The organism is Streptomyces sp. NPDC028711 (assembly GCF_055565415.1).
The window spans coordinates 1,145,393-1,168,192 of sequence record NZ_JBVHUJ010000002.1; the positions used below are offsets into that span (position 1 = coordinate 1,145,393).

The window sequence follows — 22,800 nt, forward strand, 5'->3', positions numbered from 1 at the left end:
TGTGATCGAGGCGGTCGCCCGTGACTGGGGAGTTGTCCTTCCAGTGGACTATGTGGCCGCGGCAGCCGCGTACGGCGACGTCATGATCTCCGACTACGTGTACTTCTGCGGTGCCCGGGGCCTGCGGGCGTATGGGGAGGGATAGAGCCGTCGGCTGGCGGGTTCTTCCTCTGTGCCCTGCTCGGTCCTGCCCTTGCCGGGCGGGCCGCTGCTCTGGGGCCACACGATCGAGGGCGACCGTCTCCTTTTGGTCCCGCAGGGCGAACGGGGACGCACCTACGGCACGATCCTCGTCGACGTGGAAAAGCGTCGCCCCGTCGATGTTCTTCCCGATCGCACGTCTGAGACGCTCGCGTCCTGGCTCGTTGCCCATCCTGGAGTGGAGATTGTCGGCCGGGACCGAGCCAGTGCTTACACGCGAGCGATCAAGGAAGCGGCGCCGCATGCGGTGGAGGTTGCGGACCGCTGACACCTGCTGCGGAATCTGTCGCAAGCAGTGGAGAAGACCTGCCAGCAGCATCGAGCCTGCCTGCGGAAGTACGCGGAACAGACGCCTTCCCCGATACCTCGCATGCCGCTGCTGGAGGCCCTACCTCCCACGCTCATCGTGCAACGTCTTCAGCAGCGACACGAACTCATCAACCGCATGCTCGACAACGGCTACCCACTGAGCGAAGTAGCTCGCAGTCTCCCACGACCCGCTTCCCGTCTACCAGGTCATGCTTCTGCGGCTGTTGTTGCGGAGAGCGGCGGGGGTCGTTCCGTACCAGCGTTGGACTGCTCGGCGCAGGGCGCGGGCGTTGGCGTAGCCGCTTCGGGTGGCGATGGAGTCGATGCTGAGTTCGGTGGTTTCCAGCAGCCGTGTGATGTGTGTCTGACGCAGGTATTCGAGTTCGCTGCTCCAGGTGGTGTCGTGTTCGTCGAGGCGGCGCTGGAGGGTTCGTGTGCTCAGGGCCATGCGTCGGGCCACGGCGGCCAGGGTGGGGTTGCCCTCATCGTGGGTGGTGGCCAGGGTGGTGCGGAAGAGGCTGAGCCAGTCATGCAACGGTATCGCTGTGGCGAGGATCTGGTCGGCGTGTCTTCGCAGCACGGCCGACAGACCGGGTTGGGTGTGAGGTCCAGGAGTTTTGAGGTCGGCGGCGCGGAACGTGATCGAACTGTCGAGGGCGTCGAAATGGATCACACGCGTGCTGTAGAGCTCGGCGAGGATGTCGTGCCGTCGGGGTGCACGTGCCGCCAGGGTGACGCGGATGGGGACGAGGGCGCGGCCGGCTGCCTGGCTGAGCCGCTGCCGGAAGATCCCTAGGGCGTAGGCGCGGATCGCGCAGGCGGCTTCGTGGGTGACGTCGGCCTGGTTTCGGTGGCTGATGGTGATGTGGTCACCGTCCTCGGTGATGTGCAGGCACTCGGTGGCGGTGTCCACGATGGTGGCGAAGTAGGCCGCGGCGTCCTGGATACCTTCGAGGGGGGTGGGGGCGGCGGTGATCAGGTAGTCCCAGACGCCGAGGGCGCCGATGTGTGACTGCCGTGCGAGCAGCGCTGCGGTGTCGGTCCACGGGACGTGGACGGTGGTCAGGTCCGCGAGGCGCCCAGTGGTGGCGGCGGGGGCACGGTAGGCGTCGCCGTGGAGGTGCTCCGGCGCCAGGCCCAGCAAGTGCGCGTAGCTGTTCGGGTCCGCGCTGGTCATGCGGATGACTTCGACGGACAGCCGGGCAAGGGCGGACGAGGTCGTTCCCGGATGCGAGTGTGATTGCACAAGGGCAGAGCATAGAGCAGCGCAAGTTCCCAGGTGAATGCCGGTGTCAGGCGCGTGAAGTCCCCAACTCGGCGTCTACGGTCCCCTGATGGCACCTACGGTCCCGGATTGGCGCGTGGTGTCCCTGGAGCGGTGCTCGTGGCGGTCCTAGCGTGAGCCTTCTGCCCGCGCGTCTTGGTTCCGGGCAGGCACGGGGCACTACTGCGGACGTCGCGAGGCCCTCGAACAACGCTTCCTTCGGAAGGACACGATCAGGTGCACACGCGTGCCACCAGAATGGGCGTCACGGTGATGACCGTCGCCGCCCTCACCATTCCTGCGGCGGGTCATGCATTCGCGGCACAGACAGGGCCTGCCGAGGCCGCTGAGGCGGTGATGCCGTACGCCTTCGAGGACGGCGCGTACCCGAACGCCGCTCAGATCGAGGCGGACAAGGGCATCAAGCTGATCCGTGGTGACGGCAACATCATGCTTGCCGACTGCGACCTGGACGCCGCGCAGATACGCGTGCAGGTCGTCGGGGCACCTGTGAACAAGCAGGAGATGTACTGCTTCGTCTCCCGGGCTAGCACGGGTCTGCTCACGCTGGACCTCAACCGGGCCTTCTGGATCGACGCGGCCGACCAGCCCATGAGCGCCACACTCACCGCCGAGGACGGCACCAGCAAGACCATCACGATCCCCAAGGGCGGCTACGCGCCGGTCGGCGAGGGTGTCGCGGGCGGCGCCCGCAGCAGGCTGGTCGAGATCCGGGTCACCGGCCCCGGCGGAACCGCCCCCGCCCTTTCTGGGGACACCACCTACGGATACACCGGCCGACTGCGCGTCGGGGACTTCCGTTCCTGCACGGCGACGCTCGTCGCGCGGAACTGGGCGGTCACGGCCAAGAGCTGTTTTGCCGATGACCCGGCCGTGGACAACAACGTCGCCCAGGGTGCTCCCAAGCTCAAGAGCACCCTGCTCCTGGGCCGTTCGGACCTCTCCTCCAGCGGGCTGCACAGCAGCGGCATCAGCGAGGTCGTCCCGCACCCGGACCGCGACCTGGTGATGGCCCGCCTGGCGACGCCCGCCAACACCATCACCCCGGTCGCTCTGGGCACGACGGCTCCGGTTGCTGGTGAGAAACTGACCGTGGCCGGCTTCGGCCGTACCAGCACCGCGTGGACGCCGAACGTACTCCACACGGCCGAGTTCACCGTCGGCGCCACTGTCACCGACGGGTTCGACCTGGCGGCTTCCGCGTCTGCCGACGCCACGGTCTGCAAGGGTGACGCGGGAGCCCCGGCCCTGCGCGTCGTGAACGGCAACGCGACGCTCGTGGCCATCGGCAGCCGCTCGCACCAGGCCGGATGCCTCGGCAACGCAGGCACCGCCACGGGCGCCTACGACGTGAGGACAGACAACGTCTCCGACTGGGTCCGGTCGATCATCACCCGCGACCAGACGACGCCTGCCGACATCGACGGCGACGGCAAGGACGACCTGGTCGTCCAGCGCACCGACGGCACCGTGACGGTCCACCGCAACCTCGGCACGAGCTTCGGCGCGGGCACCGTCATGACCTCCGGGTGGCGACGCTACCTCGACGGCAGCGACCTGGGCCGGCTCTACTTCGCCGACATCACTGGTGACAACAAGGCCGACCTGGTCGTCCACGGCACTGACGGCAACGTCAGCGTCCGCACGAACATGGGCACCTACTTCGACGGCGGCACCCACTGGACCACAGGATGGGGCCGATTCGTCACCGGCACGGACCTGGGCCGGCTCTACTTCGCCGACATCACTGGTGACAACAAGGCCGACCTGGTCGTCCACGGCACTGACGGCAACGTCAGCGTCCGCAAGAACATGGGCACCTACTTCGACGGCGGCACCCACTGGACCACAGGATGGGGCCGATTCGTCACCGGCACGGACCTGGGCCGGCTCTACTTCGCCGACATCACTGGTGACAACAAGGCCGACCTGGTCGTCCACGGCACTGACGGCAACGTCAGCGTCCGCAAGAACATGGGCACCTACTTCGACGGCGGCACCCACTGGACCACAGGATGGGGCCGATTCGTCACCGGCACGGACCTCGGCCACCTCCGCTTCGGTGACGCGACCGGCGACAAGAAGGCCGACATGTTCATCTACGAGCTCGCCAATGGCAACGTGTCCGTGCGCACCAACATGGGCACCTACTTCAACAGCGGCACCTTGATGATCACTCTGTGACGCAAACCCCTCCGGCCGGCCCGCGCGGGCCGGCGGAAGCGTGCCCATACGGGCCCGAGGGCACCCAGCTGAGAACCGACGTCGGTGTCTCCGCCGCGCCGATAGCACTTTGGGCGACCACCGTCCCGGTCGGCTTGCAGGGGCTGAACTGCACCCTCGACGGCATCACCCTGGCCGGGATGAACTGACCGAACGCCACAACACGGTGACATCCAGGCGGGACGCGGGCCGACGCCCGCGTCCCGCTGACGTGAGTTGCCGGTAACGAGATGAGAGTCTGGTGAAACCAAAACTCCACGGGCCTCGACGCCCGGGAAGAATCAGGCGCGCGATACGCGCCTCTACGTTCGGCATGCTGCCCGTAGTCCTCACCCTGGGCCTGCTGGGAGCCTCACCCGCCTCTGCGGGCCGGCAAACCGGTGCGGCCCAGCTCGCGGCCTTGTCGGATGTGACACCCACGGACCGTGGCCGCGTGATGGATTACTGGCGGGACGGCGGTCCGAACGTGAAGGCGGCCGCGGAAGCGGCGCTGACTGGAAGCGCCGCCGACGTCGAAAGCTTCCTGGCCGTCGCTGAGACCCTGGACCTCCAGGACAAGCGCGTCGGCGCCGCTCAGCTCGGAAGCATCGGCGGAACCCAGCTCCTGGAGGCAGCCCGGACAGCCATCGCTGGCGACCGTTACGCCCTGGAGGACTTCCTGGACGACGGCTGGGAAGAGCCGCTGCGCCAGGACCAGCGGGTACAGGTCGCCCAGATCGCCAGCACGGCGCGGGCCGTGGAAGCGGATGCCGCGCGGGCCGCGCTCAACGGCACGCCGGAGGACGTCGTCACGTTCCTGCGCAAGGGGCAGTACAGTGCGCGCGAGCAGGACGACCGGCTGCAGGTCGTCCAGATGGTCAGCGTGGGCGGCACCAACGTCCAGGCCGCCGGACAGCTCGCACTGAACGGCACCGCTGACGATCGCCGTGAGTTCCTCGAAGTCGGTCAGTTCGTCGCCCGTAACAAGGACGAGGAGCACGCGACCGTCGCCGAGCTCGCCGAGCAGGCGCAGGAGGCAAGCCGTCAGGCAGCCAAGGAAACACAGGCGGCCAAGGCTGAGTCGGGCAAGGCCGTCGCGTCGGCCAAGCTGGCCAAGGCCGCCGCTTTCGAGGCCAAAGCGCAGGCTGTGGCGGCCGGTGGCGAAGTAGCGAAAGCCGCCCGCGCCGCGCGTGACGCGGCGGCCGCGGCCGCTCAGGCTGCGACCGCCGCGCAGAAGGCGATCAACGCAGCCAGTGCCGCGAAGAACTCGGCACGTGTAGCCGCAAACGCCGCCTCCCGGGCGGCCGCGGCCGCAGCTTCCGCGTCACAGGCCGCGGCACGCGCTCAATCCGCAGCGGCCGATGCGGCAACGGACGCGGGCAAGGCGGACGCCGCCCGCATCGCTGCCGAGAACGCGCGCACCATCGCCAAGGGCGCCAACCTCGCCGCCGACGCGGCAGATCAGGCAGCCAAGGCCGCCACCGCAGCAGGTGAGGCGGCGGACTCCGCTGTCGCCGCGGGCGCTGACGCCACCGCGGCCGCCAACGCGGCCATGGACGCCAGCGGCTACGCCGGAAGCTCCAGCGACGCCGCAGCGGAGGCCCGTGCCGCCGCTGCTTCCGCCAAGCGTCATGCCGCCGAAGCCAACCGCGCCGCCAACGCCGCCGGGGCACTGGCCCGCAAGGCCGCGACGGCCGCGGGCGATGCCCGTGACGCCGCCCGCAAGGCCGCGACCCACGCCACCAACGCCGCGGCGGCAGCCGAAGACGCGGCTCAGCACGCGGGCGATGCGGCCACCGCCGCAGCCAAGTCCACCGCGCACGCCAACGCTGCCACCGCAGCCGCGACCATCGCAACGGAGGCAGTAGCGGAGGCCCAGAAGGTCTACACCCTCGCCCGTGAGGTGGAGGCCGAGGATCTGCTGGGCCGTACCAACGCCGGTATCGCGCTGGCCCGGGACCAGAAGGCGGAGTACACCGCCGACACGGCCAAGGCAGCCCAGCTGATGCAGGCCGTTAAGGACCGCAACGCCGAACGCGACCGGCTCGTGGCCAAGCTTGCCGAGCCCGGAGCCGATCTCGCGCTGATCGCCACCGAGGGACGCAAGCTGGCCCTGCTGGCGGCCAAGAACGGCACGGCCTGGGGACGCGCGGCGGCCGACGCGGCGCTGGCAGGCCCCGACGAGGTGGTCATCGGCTACCTCAAGAACGGCTGGACCACAGCCCGCGAACAGGACGAACGCTCCTACGTCGCGCGCCTCGCGGAGGAGAGCGAGGCCCCTGAGGTCCGCGCCGCCGCCGAGACGGCGCTCACCGGGGACGCGGAAGCCATCACCGCCTTCATCCAAGGCGGCCAGTACCAGGTTGCCGCGGAGGGCATGCGCATCGCCGTCGCACAGGCCGCCTCCCAGGGCGGCCCTGTCCTCGGCGACGCCGCTCGGGCGGCGCTCAACAGCGGCGACCCCAAGAAGTACAGCGAATTCTTGGTCACGACCCAGCCGATGGCACGGACCCAGGACGAACGCGTCCGGACCGCGCAGCTGTTCAGCATCGGTGGGGACGAGATGGAGGCCGCCGCTCGCATCGCCCTCGAGGGTTCGCCGCAGACGGTCCACGCCTTCATCCTCTCCGGCCAGCACAAGGCCGCCCGCCAGGACCACCTCGACGCCACGCACGAGGCGCAGGTCCAGAAGCTGATCGCGGACGCCGCCAAGATCGCGGCCGAGGCGCAGAGGAACGCCGCGACCGCGCATAAGGTCGCCGCCACCGCCCGCAAGGCCGCCGCCGAAGCCAATGAGTGGGCGCTGAAGGCTGACGCCGCTGCCAAGGAAGCACTGGCCAGCGCCGTCAAGGCGGACCAGTACGCCAGGGACGCCGAGGCTTCCGCCGCCAGCGCTGCCGCCTCGGCGGCCAGCGCGCGCAAGGCGGCCAACGAGGCCAACACGGCGTCCGAGGCCGCAGCCCTCTCCGCTTCTGACGCGACCCTGTCCTCCGAAATGGCCCAGGCCTCCGCATCCTCCGCGTGGGCCTACGCCGAACAGGCGCGGGAGTCGGCCGTCGCGGCGGGCCAGGACTCAGGCGCCGCCCTCAAGGCGGCGCAGGAGGCCTTCGTCATCTCGGTGCAGAAGTACCTGGCGGAGGAGGCAGCTCGCCGTAAGGCCGCCCTGGAGGCGAAGCAGAAGGCCGAGCAGGACCCCGGCTACCAGGCACGCAAGCACTACCGCTGCGGCCAGGCGATCGTTCCCTGCGACCCGTACGAATTCGCCCGCTGGTGCCAGCACAACGAAATCGGCTGCGACATCATCTCCATGGGCCCTGAGTTCAAGCAGGCCATGGAGGAGCTGCACGCCTTCACCAGCGCCGTCACCGGTCTCGGAAACCTTGAAGCCTGCCTCGACAACAAGAGCTTCGAGGACTGTGGCAGCCTCGCGGCCGACGCCCTCGTTGGAGCCAAGCTCAAGGCACTCGAACGGGTTTGGGACAGCCTCCAGCTGATCCGGCGCGGCTGCAAGATCGTCGGCGCGATAACCATGGCAGACACGTCCGGCATGGCGCCGATGATGGGCGTACAGGCGGTGGCTGCCGGGCCGGTGGGAAGGGGCTGCCTCGAAGGCAAGTCCAATCACAAGGTCTACGATCCGGAGACCAGGAACCTGATCACCGACATCGACCGTTTCGAAGGCGACGTCCTGTGGGAGGAGAAGAGCGTCCTGGGCTACTGGGGCGACCCGGATTGGCTCGACCACCTCGAATACAAGATCAAGAAGTACATCGACGCCCGTGCGCAGCTGCCAGATTTCTACCACGATGCCCCCATGGGCTTCTGGTTCACCCGCCCGAACCAGGACCCGCGGTTCGTGGAGCTGATCGAGACCGAGATTCAGAAGCTCAGGGCGAAGTATCCGCAGATTCCGATCCAGACAAGGTGGAACTGATGAGTTACCCGTTCCGGAGCACCACCGGATCGAAGATCATCTGGGATCCGGGGATCGGAGTAGGTCAGGCCTACGCCGCTCTCGCCGCCGAGACCGGCGCCCTGCTGGAGGTGCCCACAGGGCTGACCTACGCAGAGCGCCTGGGCGGCAGCGACGTGGACCTGGCCCTGTTCCAGCGGTTCACCCAGAAGCTGTACGACCAGTACTTCAACACGAATAATTTCGTTTTGCACGGTCTCCTGCGCGGCCTCCTCCTGGCCTCGCTGGTGATGCTCGAGAACGGCGGCGGCTCGATCGCCCGGTCGCCAGAGGACGAGGCCGGGCAGCTGGACGAGCATGACGCCTACGTGCGCGCCATGTGGACGGACGGCTGAGTCTCGCCACGCGCGCGTGCATAACGAACGGCCGGCCCCGTCACACGGGACCGGCCGTTCTCGCGTGCTTCAGTAGCGTAGAGGTCGCGGCTGGTGCCCTGCTGCCGGGACCGAGATCCACGTATGGGCCCCGGCGACGCCCTGGCCTCCAGCTGCGACACGAGTTCGTCTGCGCGCTCGGGTGCGACCCCGACAGAGGTCAGGGCCCGAAGGATTGTGTACCGCGCTGCCGCGGCCTCGCCATGATGTCGGCTGACACGGGTCAGGCCCTGGCCGTACGCGCCGCGCTGCTGCTTGTTCATGCGGTCCACTCCAGTCCGAGGTCGGCGAGGGCCTGGTGATGGTGCGCGATGACGGGAGTCGACCGTGATGCCCCAATCCCTCAGTCGCTTCCGCAGCGGCTTGCCTTCGCCCGAGCAGGAATTTCCGGCCGTACTGAACTTGAGCCTTTTCCAACCTGAAGCACCTGCCAGTCGGAGGGCCCCGCAGCAGCTCACCGGAGGCGCCAGTCAACTGGTGAAGACCTGGCCAGGATGCCACCGAAACCAGTAGTTGAGCCCCTCGACCCGCTAGCGAGCGCCGGCCACGAACCGCAGCTCGCCCACAAGCGGACGCGCGCTTTCCGGTGAACCGCCGTCCCCCACATGGCTGTTGAATCACGTGGTTCCGGCACGTCACCAGCTGGCCCTCCCGAAGGCTCAACGCTGGACCCGCCGCGACGACGTCCACCCCGACGATCCCCCGCCCGGCAGCTGTACATCCTGGAACGCACCCCCACCGCCGCCGCTGTGCACGCCGCCTTCTACGGTGACCTCGAACCGCTGGTCCGGGCCGCGCCTTCTACGTCCTGACGGTCATCTTCCCCTGGGCGTCAGGCGTTTCCTGTGGTCACAGCGGGTGCGGGCGTGTACCGTCCCCGTTAGCTGTCGTGGTTCGGATTCTCCCTTTACCCATGCCCTCGGCGTGGGCTTTTTTGCTGTGCTGTGCCGCAGGAACCAGGGCGATCACCTCCGCCTCCCACACCGTGTGGGCGGCGTTCATCGACTGGAAGGCATGGAACATGGCTACGGGAATCGTGAAGTGGTTCAACTCGGAGAAGGGCTTCGGCTTCATCGAGCAGGACGGTGGAGGCCCGGACGTCTTCGCCCACTACTCCAACATCGCCGCCCAGGGCTTCCGTGAGCTCCAGGAGGGCCAGAAGGTGGAGTTCGACGTCACCCAGGGCCAGAAGGGTCCGCAGGCGGAGAACATCCGCCCGGTCTGAGCCCCACCTGCACCCCTGACGCCCCGCGGGCCGCTCAGCCGCCCGCGGGGCGTCGCCGCATCTCTCAGCGGCGGCATTCTCGTGCATCTGCCGACGCGGCTTCGCGGAGCTCGTGCTGCCGGACGCCAGCCCGCAGCAGCGGCGCGGCCTCGGGCGCGCCGGGCGCTACCAGTACGAGCTCTACCTCGAAGGCCGGCTGCTCTGCTCCTCACAGAGCTGGCCCTCAAGGAACCACCGGGCGGCGTGTCCACCGAACCCGGTGATCATGGGCTGGGCCGCTCTCGCGGCGGGTTCACCACCAAGCTGCACCCGGCTGTCGAGCGGGGCCAAAAAAGCCCGTGTCGATCGTGGTGACTGCTGGACAGCGGGGGACTCGCCGCAGTTCGAACCCGTAGTGGCCAAGGTCCGCGTGCCTCGGATTGGGTCGGGCCGGCCGCGCGTCCGCCCCGACCGCGTGCGGGCGGACAAGGCGTATTCTTCCCGCAAGAATCGCGCCTACCTGCGCCGCCGCAGGATCCGCTGCACCATACCGAACAAGGGCGACCAGGTACGCAACCGCGAGAAGCTTGGCTCCCGTGGTGGTCGGCCCCCGCGCTTCGACCCGGTCGATTACCGCGAGCGCCACGCGGTCGAATGCGGAATCAACCGCCTCAAACGGCACCGCGCTGTCGCCACGCGATACGACAAGCTCGCCGTCCGCTACGAGACGACCGTCCTGGTCGCAGTTCTCAACGAATGGCTCTGACTAAGGGCTGTCCCGCAAGTGCGGCTGTGCCTTGGCCTGAGACCGGCTCGATAGGGTCAGGACCACAGCCGACGGAAGAGGATCGTTCGATGGCGACGTACGACCAGCTGACCGAGTGGGCCGGTCTGGGGCATGTCACGCGAGCCGGACGGGACGCTGTGGCCGGCTGGCGGATCCCGGGCTTCATGAAGGCACAGCTCATCGAAGTGGGTATCCCGGTGGCTCCGCGTCTCATCGAGCGAGTCGTGATGCAGAGTGAGGCTGATCCGGTCCTGCTCACGTCCCGGGGCCCGCTCTACCGTCTCACCGAGCAGGCGGACCCCGATGAGCCGGCCGAGCGGTCATCGTTCGGCGTCGAGCCGGAGACCGGGGCGGTCTACTTCGTCATGCCGGACGGGGAGGCATGGTTCGCCAACTCGGGTGTCGGCGTGTGGTCAACGTCCTTCATCACTACGGTAGTCGCGTCACCGCCTCAGAGCTTCTCAGCGAGCCGGACGGCCCCGAGGAGTACCTCTCCGAAGAGGAGGAAGAGCAGGCTTTCGCCGAGCTGAACCGGCTGGCCGAGGAGCTGAAAGAGATCGACCCGGCAGCCTTCAAAGGCTACGAGGGGTTTCTCTGGCCAGGACTCCTGGACCGCTGGCTCTACTGACCTCGGCCGGCAGATCCAGGGGCCGCAGGTCTGGACCCGTGCGGGAGGCCAGGCCGCCCACGACTGAGATGATCTTCATGTGGTGGCTGTGATCACGGCGTCGGAGCCGTCATGGATAGCGCCGTACTCCGGGCTCACTCCGAAGCAGTTCGGCAAACTGATCACCGTGCTACGGCGCGGAGGCTTGCCCGTGGTTTGCAGGGGCCGTCCGTGGAGTCTTCGGCTGGAAGACCGGGTGTTGCTGGTTGCCGCGTACTGGCGGACGAACCTGACCTTGCGGCAGCTGGCTCCCTTGTTCGGGATCTCGAAGTCGGCAGCGGGCCGGATCGTGAGCCAGCTCGGGCCCTTGCTCGCGCTGCGGCCGCGGAGCCGCTTCCGCAGAGACACAGTGCTGATCGTGGACGGCACCCTGGTGCCGACACGGGACCACAGCGTGGCGGAGCAGTCCAAGAACTATCGCTACTCGACCAACCACCAGGTCGTCATCGATGCCGACTCACGCCTTGTCGTCTCTGTCGGCCGGCCCGTTCCCGGCAATCGCAACGACTGCAAGGCATGGGAACTGTCCGGAGCCAAGAGCTCGGTCGGCAACACCACCGTGATCGCCGACGGTGGCTACCGCGGCACCGGTCTGATCCCGCACCGCCGAGAACCCGGCCAGACCGAGCTACCGGCCTGGAAGGAAGCCCACAACGCTTCCCACCGCCAAGTCCGCGCCCGAGTCGAGCACACCTTCGCCCGCATGAAGACCTGGAAGATCCTCCGCGACTGCCGCCTGAAAGGCGACGGCGTCCACCACGCCATGCTCGGCATCGCCCGCCTCCACAACCTCGCCCTGACCGGATAGTGGATCTATGCCGACGACCGACGAGGAGTACGTCCGAGATCGCTTGCGGGACAGCCCTTAGACCACGAGATCCGCGGCAGGTATACCGAATCTGAACTCCTGGAGGCGCGGGACCTCGCGCGCCGCTGGCACGAGACGGGGGTCGAGGCCGAGTTGCGCCACCGTACGGGTTCCCGGGATGCCATCGCCCGTACGCCGGTTCAAGACGATGAGTACAACAGCGTCGACGAGTTCACCCTTGGTGGCATGACCGTGCGGGACGGCCATGGGGCGATCCTCACATTGGTCGAGGAACTGCTTGGGGTCCGGACCTCGTTCGAGGAGCTGATGGACCGCGCGTTGGCCCACGCCGGCCAGGAGAACCACACGACATGGAGCAGTGTCACCATCCTGCTGGCCGGCCGGCGCGACCAGGTGACCTGGACAGCTGCCGCAGCGCTGCGGACGAACCCGGACCCACTCCGCCGATTGTTCGGTGCCGAAGTGCTCCGGCTGACCCATCTGTTCGACGACAGCGACGAGGACGCGTTCGCTGGCCCCGCTCTGGACATGTTCACCGACTGGTCGGCCGAGGAGACGGACCTCTCTGTGCTCACCGAGGTGCTGGTCGCTCTTGGAGAACACATCGACCCCCGTGCGGAGGCGACCCTTCTACGCCACGCTGGCCATCCCGATGCCCGAGTACGGCGTGCGGTGGCGCAGGGGTTCATCAGCGACTGGCGATCCTCACCGCCGGCCTTTTCCGGCGACGCACGCACGGCGCTGCTGCGACTGATGACCGATCCGGACCCAGTGGTACGGAAGACGGCCTGCCACAGGGTTGCCGGGGGCAGGGACAACCATCCCGCCGTCGCAGACGCCATGGCCGCTGCGCTGGACGACACGGATCGCCTGGTCCAGCTAGCCGCCGTCTACGGACTCGCCCTCCGCGACGACGAACGGTGCGTGGAAGCGGCACGCTGCCTCGGCCCGCCGCAGCGCGGTTCCCTGGAAGAGGAGAGCTACCTCGACGCGGTGTGGCGTTACGAGTGGCGCCGCGACCGCCGCTGACGTCCCCGCCCGCCTATCTGCTCCGGAGCCGGGAATACCACACGGTTCGAGCAGACCCCGTGGAGTGCGGCCCGGCGTGAGGCGTACGCGAACGACCAGGACAGCCCCGACACGCTGATCGCCGTCACCGCGGCGTCCAACCGATCCAAGAGCGACAAGGACCCCGCCGATTGGCTTCCCTCGGATGCCTCCTACCACTGCAACTATGCCGCGACGTGGGTCGGCACGAAACTGTGCTGGAACCTCGCCGCCGATGAGGCTGAGCACCAGGCTCTCCTCGGACTCGCCGCGGACTGCCCCACGACCACCGTTAGCTACGAACCCGTCCTGTAGCACAATCCGAGATTCGGAAACGCCTGTCTGGTGTGCTGGCGTCGACCCGTGGTCGACGGAGGTTGCCATGCCTGTGATCGCTACGCGGCCGTAGTCTCAGCGCCGGGGCATCGTCGACGGGCTGGGGACGTTGTTCAGGCAGCGGTCAATGAGTGCGTGCATGCGGGGGACGGAGAGGGACGGGTTGGCTGCGGCGCCCTCTGCGGTGCGAGGGTCGGCGAGGAGGGCCTCCAGGGCCTGCAGTGGCAGGCTCGGGTTGGCGGCGGCTGCACGGCGCACCGACTCGTCGGGGTCTTTCACCGGGGGGTCGGGCAGGGCGGGATCGGCTGCGGCCAGGGCTCGTACCTGCGGATCCGGGTGGCCGATGAGGTGGGTCGTGCCGGTGCGGGGGAACGCGGGCAGGGTCAGCAGGTGCGGACGGTGGACGGGGCGGGTGACGAAGACGTCCAGGAGGAGGCGTGGCGGGGCCAGGGGGTGGTGGCAGGCCAACCGGATCCGCACTTCCTCGTCGTCGTCCTGCGCGAGTGTCGCGACGAGTTCTGCGGGCAGGCCGGGCCAGCTCGCCGCAACCCGGCGGAGCACCGGTTCCTCGGACGCCGCGCAGGCGGCGAACCAGCCGGGTGACGGCCGCAGGGCGGGCTCGGTGATCGGGCAGGTGCAGTCCGGGCCGTGGTCGATGATCCTGTGAATTATGTCGTACTCGACCCAGGTGCGGGAGAAGGGGTGGAGGCGTGCGCGCGCCCGTACGTTCTCGTCAGGGTCTTTCCTCAGCTCCGCGACCAGGTCCGGCCCCAGGTCGGGCCGGGTGGTGACCATCGCGCGGACCCGCGCCTCGGGATGGCGGGCGAGCCTGGCGACGGCGTAGGCCGGGGCGTGGCGGTTTCCGGCAAGGGGGCGCACCGTGCCGTCAGCGAAGCAATGCTCGACGAGCGCGGGGGACAGGGCGCACGTGCCGAACACGAAGGGCTTGCCGCGCGGCTCGTAGGATGGCAGTCGGGCCTCTACTTGTTCCGGATCCAGCACCCAGCTGTGGTCTTTCGCCGCTTCACGGACTGCGGGGTCTGGATCATCGAGCAGCGCCGCGCGCTGCGCCGGGGTGAGCGACCCCCAACTCCAGGTGGCCCGAATCCGGAGTTCGGGGTGCTCGCGGCCGGCCAGGGAATGGCGGAAGGACAGCGGGATCTGCCGGGACGATTCGAGCACCCCGATGATCTCACCTGCGGTGAGTCTGCCGTCCTCTCCCCCATCCTGCGCGGTCAGCAGAGTTGCGAGAATGTCGTCCGGCAGCGGGCGGACCCATCGGGGCCGGGACTGGGGGCCCTCGGCAAGCGACGCGCGGACGAGTCCCGACGGGTCCGTCGCCAGGGGGGCGAGCTGCGCCGGGTCGACGTACAGGTTGCGGGCGAGCGCGCTGCGGACGGCTCTGACCGGATGGCGCAGGGCCGCGTCGATGACGGCGTCGGTCAGGTCACGCCCCTCGCACATCAGCAGGCCGGCCTCACCGACCGCTTGATCCATCAGGCGTATCAGTACGTCGGAGGGCGCCGCCGGATTGAAAGCGAGGCCACGCAGCCACAGTTCATGCAGAGAGTCGGACACCGCATCATCCTGCCACCTCGTCTCCCGAACCGGGCCGCCCGACGCCTACCACGTGGGCGCTCACCAGCGGGCTCCCCTCGCAGGGCCGGGCAGGCCGATGCGCTGGCGGGCGGTGGACGTCGTGGCCATCGCCGCAGCGAGCACCTTCGTGGTCTCCGGGCTGGCCCGTCGAGCACGTCGGCCGGGAAATGTGGGAGCTTCTCGCGATACGAGACAACCGCCTCTGACACCCGATCACCTACGCGTCCTACGCCAGGTAACAAGGTGATCAACTTGCGGACGGCTTTGTCCGCTAGTGGCCCCCCGTGTGCGGTTGGTGAAGATTATTTGATCTTCACGTGCTGAGTGTTGCGTGACATCGTCGCAGCGTAAGCGGCGGCGTTGGTTCGTGGGGAGGGGCGGCCGCGCTGACGCATGCCGTACGAGGCCGGGGGGCCGAGCGGTGAGCCGCCCGGTTTGGCATGCCCATGGATGACGCTGTCGAAGGATCGACAGATTGTCAGGCACTCCATGTCATTGTTCAGAGACGTCGGCAGACGCCGGCGTCGCATGCGGTCGGCCCTTGCCAGGGCCACCGGCACGACGGCGCTCGTCACCGCCGCCGCCGTACTGGCCGGCGTGATCCAGGCCGCTCCGGCCTACGCCGACCCGGTGCCCGAGGTGGACGACGGCCTCTACCGCAACAGCATCGGCGAGCAACGGCGGCTCGACCGCTGCCTTACCGGTGTGGCACTGCACATCGGCGGTCCCGCGATGAAGGCCAAGGCCATCGAGGGCCTGACGGGCACCGACGAGCAACTACGTGACGTCGTCAGCAGTGTCGGCTGGATCGGCTACGGCCCTCTGGGCCTGGCCGATGACGCCGACGATGAGGAAGCAACCGCCTCCTACAGAGCGGGCACCCAACGGGTCGAAGAGCTCAACGCGGCCAACAAGCCCTACCGCGAGTCCGCCTTTGACGCTGAGGGCATTGAGTGGCACGCGCCCGAGTTCGGCGCGGACGTGAACTACTTCACGGCAGTCTCGAAGGCCCAACGCGCGCACCAGCTCGGTTGGGACGGCCACACCAAGCCCAGTGATGAGGCCCTAGCCCGCGCCAAAGCAATCACGGAAGAGAATCTCGGCAAGGACGAATGGCACGACTTCACCGCGGACTGGATGTTCAAGGACATCGCAAGTAGTTCGCGTGGTACGACCTCCAGCGACATCGCGTCCTATCTGAAGCGCGGCGGCTTCGCGATCCAGGCGCCCGTCAAGGACTCCGCTGAATACCGGGTCGAGGTGGAAAACTTGAAGCAGGCGTGGGCCGCCTGCGACAACCAGAACCCGTATGATCCGTCCCGCAAGCTCGACGAGCTCGTCATGGACGCGATGGTCGAGTGGGAGCTGGAGTACGCCGGACAGGGCACCCAGCGCGCCACGATCATGCGAGCCGAGGTCGAGGCCACGGCGGCGACCCGGGCCGCCACCGACGACATGATCGAGGCCATCCGGCAGGCGTGGCTCGCCGAGCAGATTCTGATTTGGCGCAAGCACTGGCTGGAGGTCCTGGCTGGCTGGCCGGAACACCCAGATCAGCCTGATCAGGCGTTCTATGACAAGGCCACGGCCGATCTGGCTCAGGCCCGTACCAACGCGACCGCTCTGGTTGCCTCGGCCAAGGCGCAGGCCGCCAAGGCCGCGGCCGCCGCCCAGAAGGCCGCGACGGCGCAGCAGGAGGCGTGGGCCGTCGCCGACGCGACCCATGTGCCGCGCGGCCGGGGTCTGATGTACGCCCAGCAGTCCGTCCAAGCCGCCCGAGCTTTGGCCGCTGCCGCCAAGGCAGCCGCGAAGGCGACCGAGAGCGCGATGTCCGCCACGAACGCGACGGTGGAAGACGCGGATGCCCTGCTCGCGAAGGCGCAGACGGACTCGCACGCGATCAGCACGGAGTTCCGCCGAGTCGCGGCCGAGGAGGCCGCTGCCCAGGCGAAGGCCGCCGCCGACAGCGCCGAGGCCAACGCCACGGCCGCCGCCGAAGCCGCCGCCACCGCCAAGAGCGCGCAGACAACGGCCGAGCAGAAGCGCGACAAGGCCAAGACTGCTGCGGAGACTGCCGCTTCCGAGCGGGCCAAGGCTCAGGCGGAGAAGGCCATCGCCGTCGCCTCCCGCGCCAAGGCCGCGACCGAGCGCGCCAAGGCGGAGGAGGCCGAACAGAGGGCTGGGACCCAGCAGACCGCGGCGAAGAACGCCGACACGGCCGCTGGGACCGCGACCGCCGACGCCGCGGCGAAGCGGAAGGTCGCCGACGCGAAGGCGAAGGCCGCTCAGACTGCGCGGGAGAAGGCGATCGCCGCACTTCAGGCGAAGCAGGCCACCGCGGCCCGCGCAGCCGCCCTCGAAGCCGCGGCCCTTGCCGCCGAGGGCACCGCGGCCGCCGTCGAGGCCCGTGCCGCCGCCACGACGGCCCATACGGCAGCGGCGCAGGCTGCTGAGGCTGCCACCGCCGCGCAGACCGCGGCAGACGAGGCCACCGCCGCCGCCGTCTCAGCGCGGAGCGCGGCCACCACGGCGGAGGGCGCAGCCGAACGCGCCCAGGCCAGTGCGAGCAGCGCCTGGGCGGTGGCCTACGCCTCCCTCGGCGCGGCCTCCACCGCGCGGGCTGAGGCCGCCACCGCGCTAGACGCGTCCCAGGACGCGGCGCTTCGCGCGGACAACGCGGCGACGGCCTCGGAGAATGCCGCTGAGCTGGCCAAGAAGGCCCAGCTGGAGTCGGTCGCCGCCGGGACCAGCGCCGCCGAGGCAGTGAAGTCGGCCGCGACCGTTGTCGGCCGTGCCTACGCCGCCGGTCAGGCCGCGCTCGCCGCCCGTGACGCCGCAAAGGGAGCGGGCGCTGCCTCCATCGAGGCCATCGCGATGGGAAGTCAGTACCAGGAGACGGACAGTTCGGCCGCGTTCGCTGCTCTGGTCGGCCAGTCCTCGAAGACGATCGCCGAACAGCAGGCCGCCGCGGCCGAGGCCAAGGCGACCGAGGCGGCAGCCGCTGCTGAGGAGGCGCTGCAGGCCGTCGCCCAGGCCACCGGCGATGCCAAGCTCGCCGCGGAGGCCGCCGCCCGCGCGGCGAGTGATTCGGTGCGCGCCGTCGAGGCCGTGACCCGCGCCCAGGGCTCGGCGGCCGAAGCCGCCGATGCACAGAAGGACGCGAAGACCGCCGCTGACGCCGCCTCCGGCCACGCCGAGCAGGCCGGGAACGACGCTCTCAGTGCCGTCTTCACAGCCGGCGAGGCGAGCAGCGTCGCCGGGGAGGCCTACCGCGAGGCCACCGATGCCGAGCAGCACGCCGCCGAGGCAAACGGCAAGGCGGGTCGTGCGGCGGAAGCCGCCGAGGAAGCCGCGCGCAAGGCGGCCGAGGCAGAGCAGCAGGCCAAGGCCGCTGAGGGCAAGGCGTCCGATGCGGATGGCGACAGTTCCGCTGCCGAGGAGGCCGCGAAGAAGGCCGAGGAGGAGCAGCGTAAGAAGAATGAGGCCGCGCACAAGGAGGCGCTCGCCGAGGGCGTCACGCCGATCAAGGGCGGTGCGTCCAACTGGCCGGTCCTCGGTGAGCGCGAGGAGCGGATACTGCTCGACGCGTGTGGTCAGACCTGCGTCGATGACTACAGGGAGGGCCTCGCGGCCGTCTCGGTGAACGTCGTCGAGTGGGCGACCGCTAACGGCGGGCAGATCCTCTTCGAGCAGCTCGACGTCGCCAAGGTCAAGGAATGCCTGGCCGGTTATGACATCGAGGACTGCCTCTGGGAGCTGGTCGACGTCCCGTCGTCCGCCGTGATCGTGGGCCGCATACCCGCGCTCGCACAGGCGATCGAGAAGGTCTCCGACGGCGTCCGGCAGCTCTTCGTCGACGCCGACAACGCGTTTCGCCGGCTCAACGATCTGACGGCCGTCATCAGTGGCGTCCGCTCCACCCCGCGCCTCAACCGGTGCCTCGCGGGAGTCGCCCTGCACGCGGGCGGCGCCAACATGAAGGCCAAGGCCATCGAGGGCCTCAGCGGCACCAACGCCCAGCTGGACGCGGTCATCGCCGATGTCGGCTGGATCGGCTTTGGGCCTTTGGGGCAGGCCCGGGACTTGGACCGTGAGGCGAGCTACGCCTTCTGGGATGCCATCGCTGCCCGCGAGGCGATCCTGGAGGATGCCAACCGCCCGTATGCGATGAGCGCGTACGACGACGACGGGATCACGCTGCACGCCCCGGAGTTCGGCGAAGACACCCTCGGGTTCACCTTGGCCGCACAGGCCAAGCTGTCATACCGGCTCGGCTGGGACGACCACACCAACCCAAGCGCCGAGGCTGTTGCTCAGGCTCGAAAGGTCACCGAGCAGAACCGGGGCAAGGACGGCTGGCACGACTTCGCCGCCGACACCATGCTGCTGTTCACAAACCTGAACAACACTCGGTTCTCCGGAGGTACCACCTCCGCCGACATCGCCACCTACCTGCGGCACGGCGGCTTCCTCGACAAGAAGGTCGCCGAAGGCACGCCTGAGTTCCGTATCGAGGTCGAGAACCTCAAGCAGGCGTGGGCCACGTGCAACCACAACGACCCGGTGGACCCGCGCAGCGCCCTGAGCGAGGCCGTCTCGCAGGCCTCGGCGGAGTGGGAGTCGGAGTACGCCGGCCAGGCCGCCCCGCGCGCCGTCATCATGCGCGCGGAGGCGGACGCCGCCGCCGCGACTCGCGCCGCCGCCGACCACATGGTCGAGGCCATCGGCCAGGCGTGGCGTGCCGACCAGATCCTGCGCTGGCAGAAGTACTGGCACGACTTCCTGGAGGCCGACCCAGACCACCCTGCCAGGCCGAAGCAGGCCCTCTTCGACAAGGCGAAGACGGACCTCGCGAACGCCCGGGGCAAGGTCCAGGCGCTGGTCGTCAAGGCGAAGGAGCAGGCCGCTCTGGCTACCGCCGCCTCGCAGCGTGCGGTGACCGCCCAGCAGCAGGCGTGGACGATCGCGGACGCCGCCGAGGTGCCGCGCGGTCGTGGCCTGATGTACGCGCAGCAGTCGGTGCAGGTCGCACGTGCTTCCGGCGCCGCTGCCACGGCCGCCTCGAAGGCGACGGAGACGGCGCTGCACGCGGCGAACGCCACCGTCGCGACGTCGCAGACGCTGCTGGCCCTGGCACAGACCGAGGCGCATGCGGTGAACACGGAGTTCCGTCGTATCGCCGCGCAGGAGGCTGCCGCCCAGGCGAAGGCCGCTGCGGACAGCGCGGACGCCTACGCGGCCTCGGCCGCGGCTAACGCGGAGAAGGCCAAGAAGGCCAAGGAATCCGCGCTGGCGGAGGAGGAGCAGGCCCGTCAGGCTGCGGCCGACGCGCAGGCGTCCCGGGCCGTCGCCGAGCTGGAGCGTGCCAACGCGGCGGCTTACCGGGCCACCGCGGAGAGCGAGCGGAACAAGGCGAAGGCCCACGAGGCGGACGCCGTCGCGCAGGGCCGGATCGCCAGTGAGTCCCGTACGTCGGCCGAGGCAGCGGGTACCGCGGCCTCGGCCAAGCGGGGCGTCGCTGAGCAGGCGGAGCGCGACGCGGTCGCTGCTCGCGATCGGGCCCTGGAGGCCGAACAGCGGCGGGACTCGCTGAAGGCGAAGGCGGCGGCCCTTGAGGCCCACGCCGCGGCCGTTGACGGCACGGACGCAGCCGAGGCCGCCCGGGCCTCCGCGACCGACGCCCGAGCCGCCGCCAACACGGCGACCACGGCGGCCACCAACGCGCGCGCGTCGGCGAACGCGGCCACGACCGCGGCCGTCAACGCTCGGGACGCGGCCACCAAGGCGCAGGGCTCCGCGTCCCGTGCCAAGGCGGCGGCGGACAGCGCCTGGTCCTCGTACCTGGTGGCGGCCGGTTCAGCGGCGGCGGCGCACGCCGCGGCGGCCGAGGCCATCGACGCTTCCGTGGCGGCGGCGGCCGACGCCAAGGGCGCCAAGGAGCAGTCGGAGAAGGCCTCCGCGGCGGCCAAGGTCGCCAAGACGGAGGCGGCTGCCGCACGTTCTGAGGCGCTGCAGACCGCCGCCTGGGCGGCGACCACCGCCGGCAAGGCCCTCGCGGCCGTGCAGGCCTCGCTCGCGGCTCGTGACTCCGCGAAGGCGGTGATCAAGCCGGCCAACGAGGCGATCGCCCTCGGCGGCCCGTACCAGGAGACCGACAGCTCGGCGGCGTTCGCGGTCCTGACGGGACAGCAGTCCCTGACGATCTCGCAGCAACAGGCAGCGGCAGCGGCCGCTACCGCGAACATGGCCCAGGCGTTCTCCGCCGAGGCGAAGGCCCTGGCCGAACAGGCCACCGCGGACATGAAGCTCGCGGCGCAGGCCGCCTCGGCCGCGGCGGCCGACGCGCTCCGTGCCGCCAACGCGTACCAGCGGGCCCAAGCCTCAGCCACCCAGGCCGCGAAGGATGCCAAGGAAGCCCAGGCCTCAGCGAACCGCGCCGACGGCTACGTCCAGTCGGCGGGCAACGACGCCATGGCGGCGTCGTGGGCGGCGATGGACGCGCAGGCCGACGCCACCGCCGCGGACGCCGCGGCCACCGAGGCGGAGAAGGACGCCGCCAACGCCCGCGCCGCAGCCACCCAGGCCGAGGAGGACGCCGCGAGCGCCCGTGCCACCGCCACCCAGGCGGAGAACGACGCGACGGCGGCGGAGGAAGCCGCCGCCGGTGCGTGGGACGCGGCGAACGAGGCCCAGGACGCCGCTGACCGCACGGAGAAGGGCGGCAGCAGCGAACAGATCTCGCAGGGTGTCACCACCGGGATCAGCGATGTGTGGGCGGTCCTCGACCACATCGAGTACATCGGCGAACCACAGAACGTCGTCAAGGACAACTGCAACCCGATCATCCACATCGGAGACTGCAAGATCACGGCCGACATCACATACAAGTCGCACGTCGACGTGTACATGTGCATGGTGCCGTGGGAGTCGTACACGAGCACGGGCAGCTGCCCGGCCGCGGAGACGGTCTACCTCGGCCCCGAGGTGACGAAGGCGGAGACGAAGCGGCTCACCGTCACGCTGACGATGCTCGAGTTCAACTCGGGCATCGACCCGATCGACGTCTTGCTCGGCGACTTCATCGGCTGCGCCAAGCTGATCACCCCGGGTCTCTCCGGTGGAAGCTGGGGCGACTGCGCCTGGGCGGCCAGCTGGTTCGTGGCAGGCGCGATCTTCAGGTCGGCCAAGGCCGCTGTAACGGCGGTGGACGCTGCCATCAAGACCGGCATCGGATTCATGGACGCCTATCTGGCGCTCCGCACCATCGGCCTGACCGAGGCCGTCATCCACGGCATCATCAGCCGTATCGTCCGGAAGCTCTCCGAGGCGTGCGAGACGGTGGACACCGCGACCTTCAAGGTCGTGTCGTTCTCCGTCGCGGCGGCGGCAAGCGACGACGTCGTCAAGAAGTGCACCGAGGTCCTCGCCGACTTGGTGAAGGACGGCGATCACATCGTCCTCGGAGTCAACCCCGGTTCGGATGCTCTGGCCACGTCTGTCGGCGGGCGCACATTCAACGACGACCTCTACAGTACCCAACTGCCTGCAAGCATGGGGCTGGGGGAACGCGCCATTTGGACGGTGGGAGTGGAGAGAGCAGTGGTCAACTCTAACGTGGAGCTCTCGGTGTCGCTGGCCGGTGTCGCAGGTGCCAAGAACGCCGACGAGGCGCTGACTCTGCTTCTGGCGCGAGGGGACACGATCCCGAACAGCGACTGGACGCTCATCCAAAAGCAGGGCTACGGAACCGCATGGGAGATGGTCAAACTCCGTGCGGCCCTCCGGATGGAGTACCGCAAGTGGGATTCCATCAAGTGGTACATGAACAAGCTCGACGAGGCCGGCAAGCCGGTGCTCGACGCCGGCAAGCCGGTGTTCGAGCGGGTGTACCCGACGCGGTTGACGTACGCCAACGGAACGCCCGTTGAGTAGTGATAAGAAGATGGTGGGTATGACAGATTTCATCCGGGAGGGGCGGCTCTTCAGA

11 protein-coding genes and 2 pseudogenes are annotated in these 22,800 nt (G+C 69.2%); 11 read left to right on the forward strand and 2 right to left on the reverse strand.

Going from position 1 to position 22,800, the window contains the following annotated elements; genetic code table 11:
• Window positions 1–172 precede the first annotated feature (172 nt).
• A complete protein-coding gene (locus ACZ4VK_RS10900) occupies window positions 173–469 on the forward strand; it encodes a transposase (RefSeq protein ID WP_468350694.1) in 297 nt (98 codons plus the stop codon).
• Between the two features lie 240 nt (window positions 470–709).
• Here the strand turns inward: ACZ4VK_RS10900 and ACZ4VK_RS10905 are convergent, their stop codons facing one another.
• Window positions 710–1,687 (reverse strand): helix-turn-helix domain-containing protein, encoded by a 978-nt coding sequence (locus ACZ4VK_RS10905; RefSeq protein ID WP_468350696.1) that lies wholly within the window; start codon window positions 1,685–1,687, stop codon window positions 710–712.
• Between the two features lie 324 nt (window positions 1,688–2,011).
• Between ACZ4VK_RS10905 and ACZ4VK_RS10910 the strand changes: the two genes are divergently transcribed.
• From ACZ4VK_RS10910 to ACZ4VK_RS10950, 9 genes and pseudogenes are all read left to right on the forward strand, one after another.
• Complete coding sequence (locus ACZ4VK_RS10910) at window positions 2,012–3,979, forward strand: FG-GAP-like repeat-containing protein (protein ID WP_468350698.1); 1,968 nt, start codon at window positions 2,012–2,014, stop codon at window positions 3,977–3,979.
• A gap of 352 nt (window positions 3,980–4,331) precedes the next feature.
• Window positions 4,332–7,931 carry an ALF repeat-containing protein gene (locus ACZ4VK_RS10915; RefSeq protein ID WP_468350700.1) on the forward strand — a complete coding sequence of 1,200 codons (3,600 nt, stop codon included), beginning with the start codon at window positions 4,332–4,334 and terminating at the stop codon, window positions 7,929–7,931.
• Window positions 7,931–8,305 carry a DUF6086 family protein gene (locus ACZ4VK_RS10920; RefSeq protein WP_468350702.1) on the forward strand — a complete coding sequence of 125 codons (375 nt, stop codon included), beginning with the start codon at window positions 7,931–7,933 and terminating at the stop codon, window positions 8,303–8,305. The genes ACZ4VK_RS10915 and ACZ4VK_RS10920 overlap by 1 nt, the downstream gene beginning before the upstream one ends.
• Window positions 8,306–9,365: 1,060 nt before the next feature.
• Window positions 9,366–9,569 (forward strand): cold-shock protein, encoded by a 204-nt coding sequence (locus ACZ4VK_RS10925; protein WP_030219333.1) that lies wholly within the window; start codon window positions 9,366–9,368, stop codon window positions 9,567–9,569.
• 225 nt (window positions 9,570–9,794) lie between these two features.
• Window positions 9,795–10,314 (forward strand): annotated as a pseudogene (locus tag ACZ4VK_RS10930) (IS5 family transposase); the annotation flags it as partial.
• An 89-nt stretch (window positions 10,315–10,403) separates the two neighbouring features.
• On the forward strand, window positions 10,404–10,865 hold the full coding sequence (locus tag ACZ4VK_RS10935; RefSeq protein WP_468350704.1) for an SUKH-4 family immunity protein: 462 nt from the start codon (window positions 10,404–10,406) through the stop codon (window positions 10,863–10,865).
• 177 nt (window positions 10,866–11,042) lie between these two features.
• Window positions 11,043–11,810 (forward strand): transposase, encoded by a 768-nt coding sequence (locus tag ACZ4VK_RS10940; RefSeq protein WP_468350706.1) that lies wholly within the window; start codon window positions 11,043–11,045, stop codon window positions 11,808–11,810.
• Between the two features lie 246 nt (window positions 11,811–12,056).
• Entirely contained in the window at window positions 12,057–12,860 is an 804-nt protein-coding gene (locus tag ACZ4VK_RS10945) for a HEAT repeat domain-containing protein (protein WP_468350707.1), read from the forward strand.
• Between the two features lie 60 nt (window positions 12,861–12,920).
• Window positions 12,921–13,193: pseudogene (locus ACZ4VK_RS10950) on the forward strand (HNH endonuclease); the annotation flags it as partial.
• A gap of 96 nt (window positions 13,194–13,289) precedes the next feature.
• On the opposite strand, the gene ACZ4VK_RS10955 reads toward ACZ4VK_RS10950, so the two are convergent.
• Window positions 13,290–14,792 (reverse strand): hypothetical protein, encoded by a 1,503-nt coding sequence (locus ACZ4VK_RS10955; protein ID WP_468350709.1) that lies wholly within the window; start codon window positions 14,790–14,792, stop codon window positions 13,290–13,292.
• Window positions 14,793–15,341: 549 nt separating this feature from the next.
• Here ACZ4VK_RS10955 and ACZ4VK_RS10960 point away from each other — a divergent pair.
• On the forward strand, window positions 15,342–22,745 hold the full coding sequence (locus ACZ4VK_RS10960; RefSeq protein ID WP_468350711.1) for a polymorphic toxin type 27 domain-containing protein: 7,404 nt from the start codon (window positions 15,342–15,344) through the stop codon (window positions 22,743–22,745).
• The last annotated feature ends 55 nt before the right edge of the window (window positions 22,746–22,800 follow it).

Coding starts and splice junctions, on each gene's coding strand:
- ACZ4VK_RS10925 (WP_030219333.1), top strand. CDS start 9,366: ATGGCTACGGGAATCGTGAAGTGGTTCAACTCGGAGAAGGGCTTCGGC.
- ACZ4VK_RS10915 (WP_468350700.1), top strand. CDS start 4,332: ATGCTGCCCGTAGTCCTCACCCTGGGCCTGCTGGGAGCCTCACCCGCC.
- ACZ4VK_RS10960 (WP_468350711.1), top strand. CDS start 15,342: ATGCGGTCGGCCCTTGCCAGGGCCACCGGCACGACGGCGCTCGTCACC.
- ACZ4VK_RS10920 (WP_468350702.1), top strand. CDS start 7,931: ATGAGTTACCCGTTCCGGAGCACCACCGGATCGAAGATCATCTGGGAT.
- ACZ4VK_RS10935 (WP_468350704.1), top strand. CDS start 10,404: ATGGCGACGTACGACCAGCTGACCGAGTGGGCCGGTCTGGGGCATGTC.
- ACZ4VK_RS10945 (WP_468350707.1), top strand. CDS start 12,057: ATGACCGTGCGGGACGGCCATGGGGCGATCCTCACATTGGTCGAGGAA.
- ACZ4VK_RS10905 (WP_468350696.1), bottom strand. CDS start 1,687: ATGACCAGCGCGGACCCGAACAGCTACGCGCACTTGCTGGGCCTGGCG.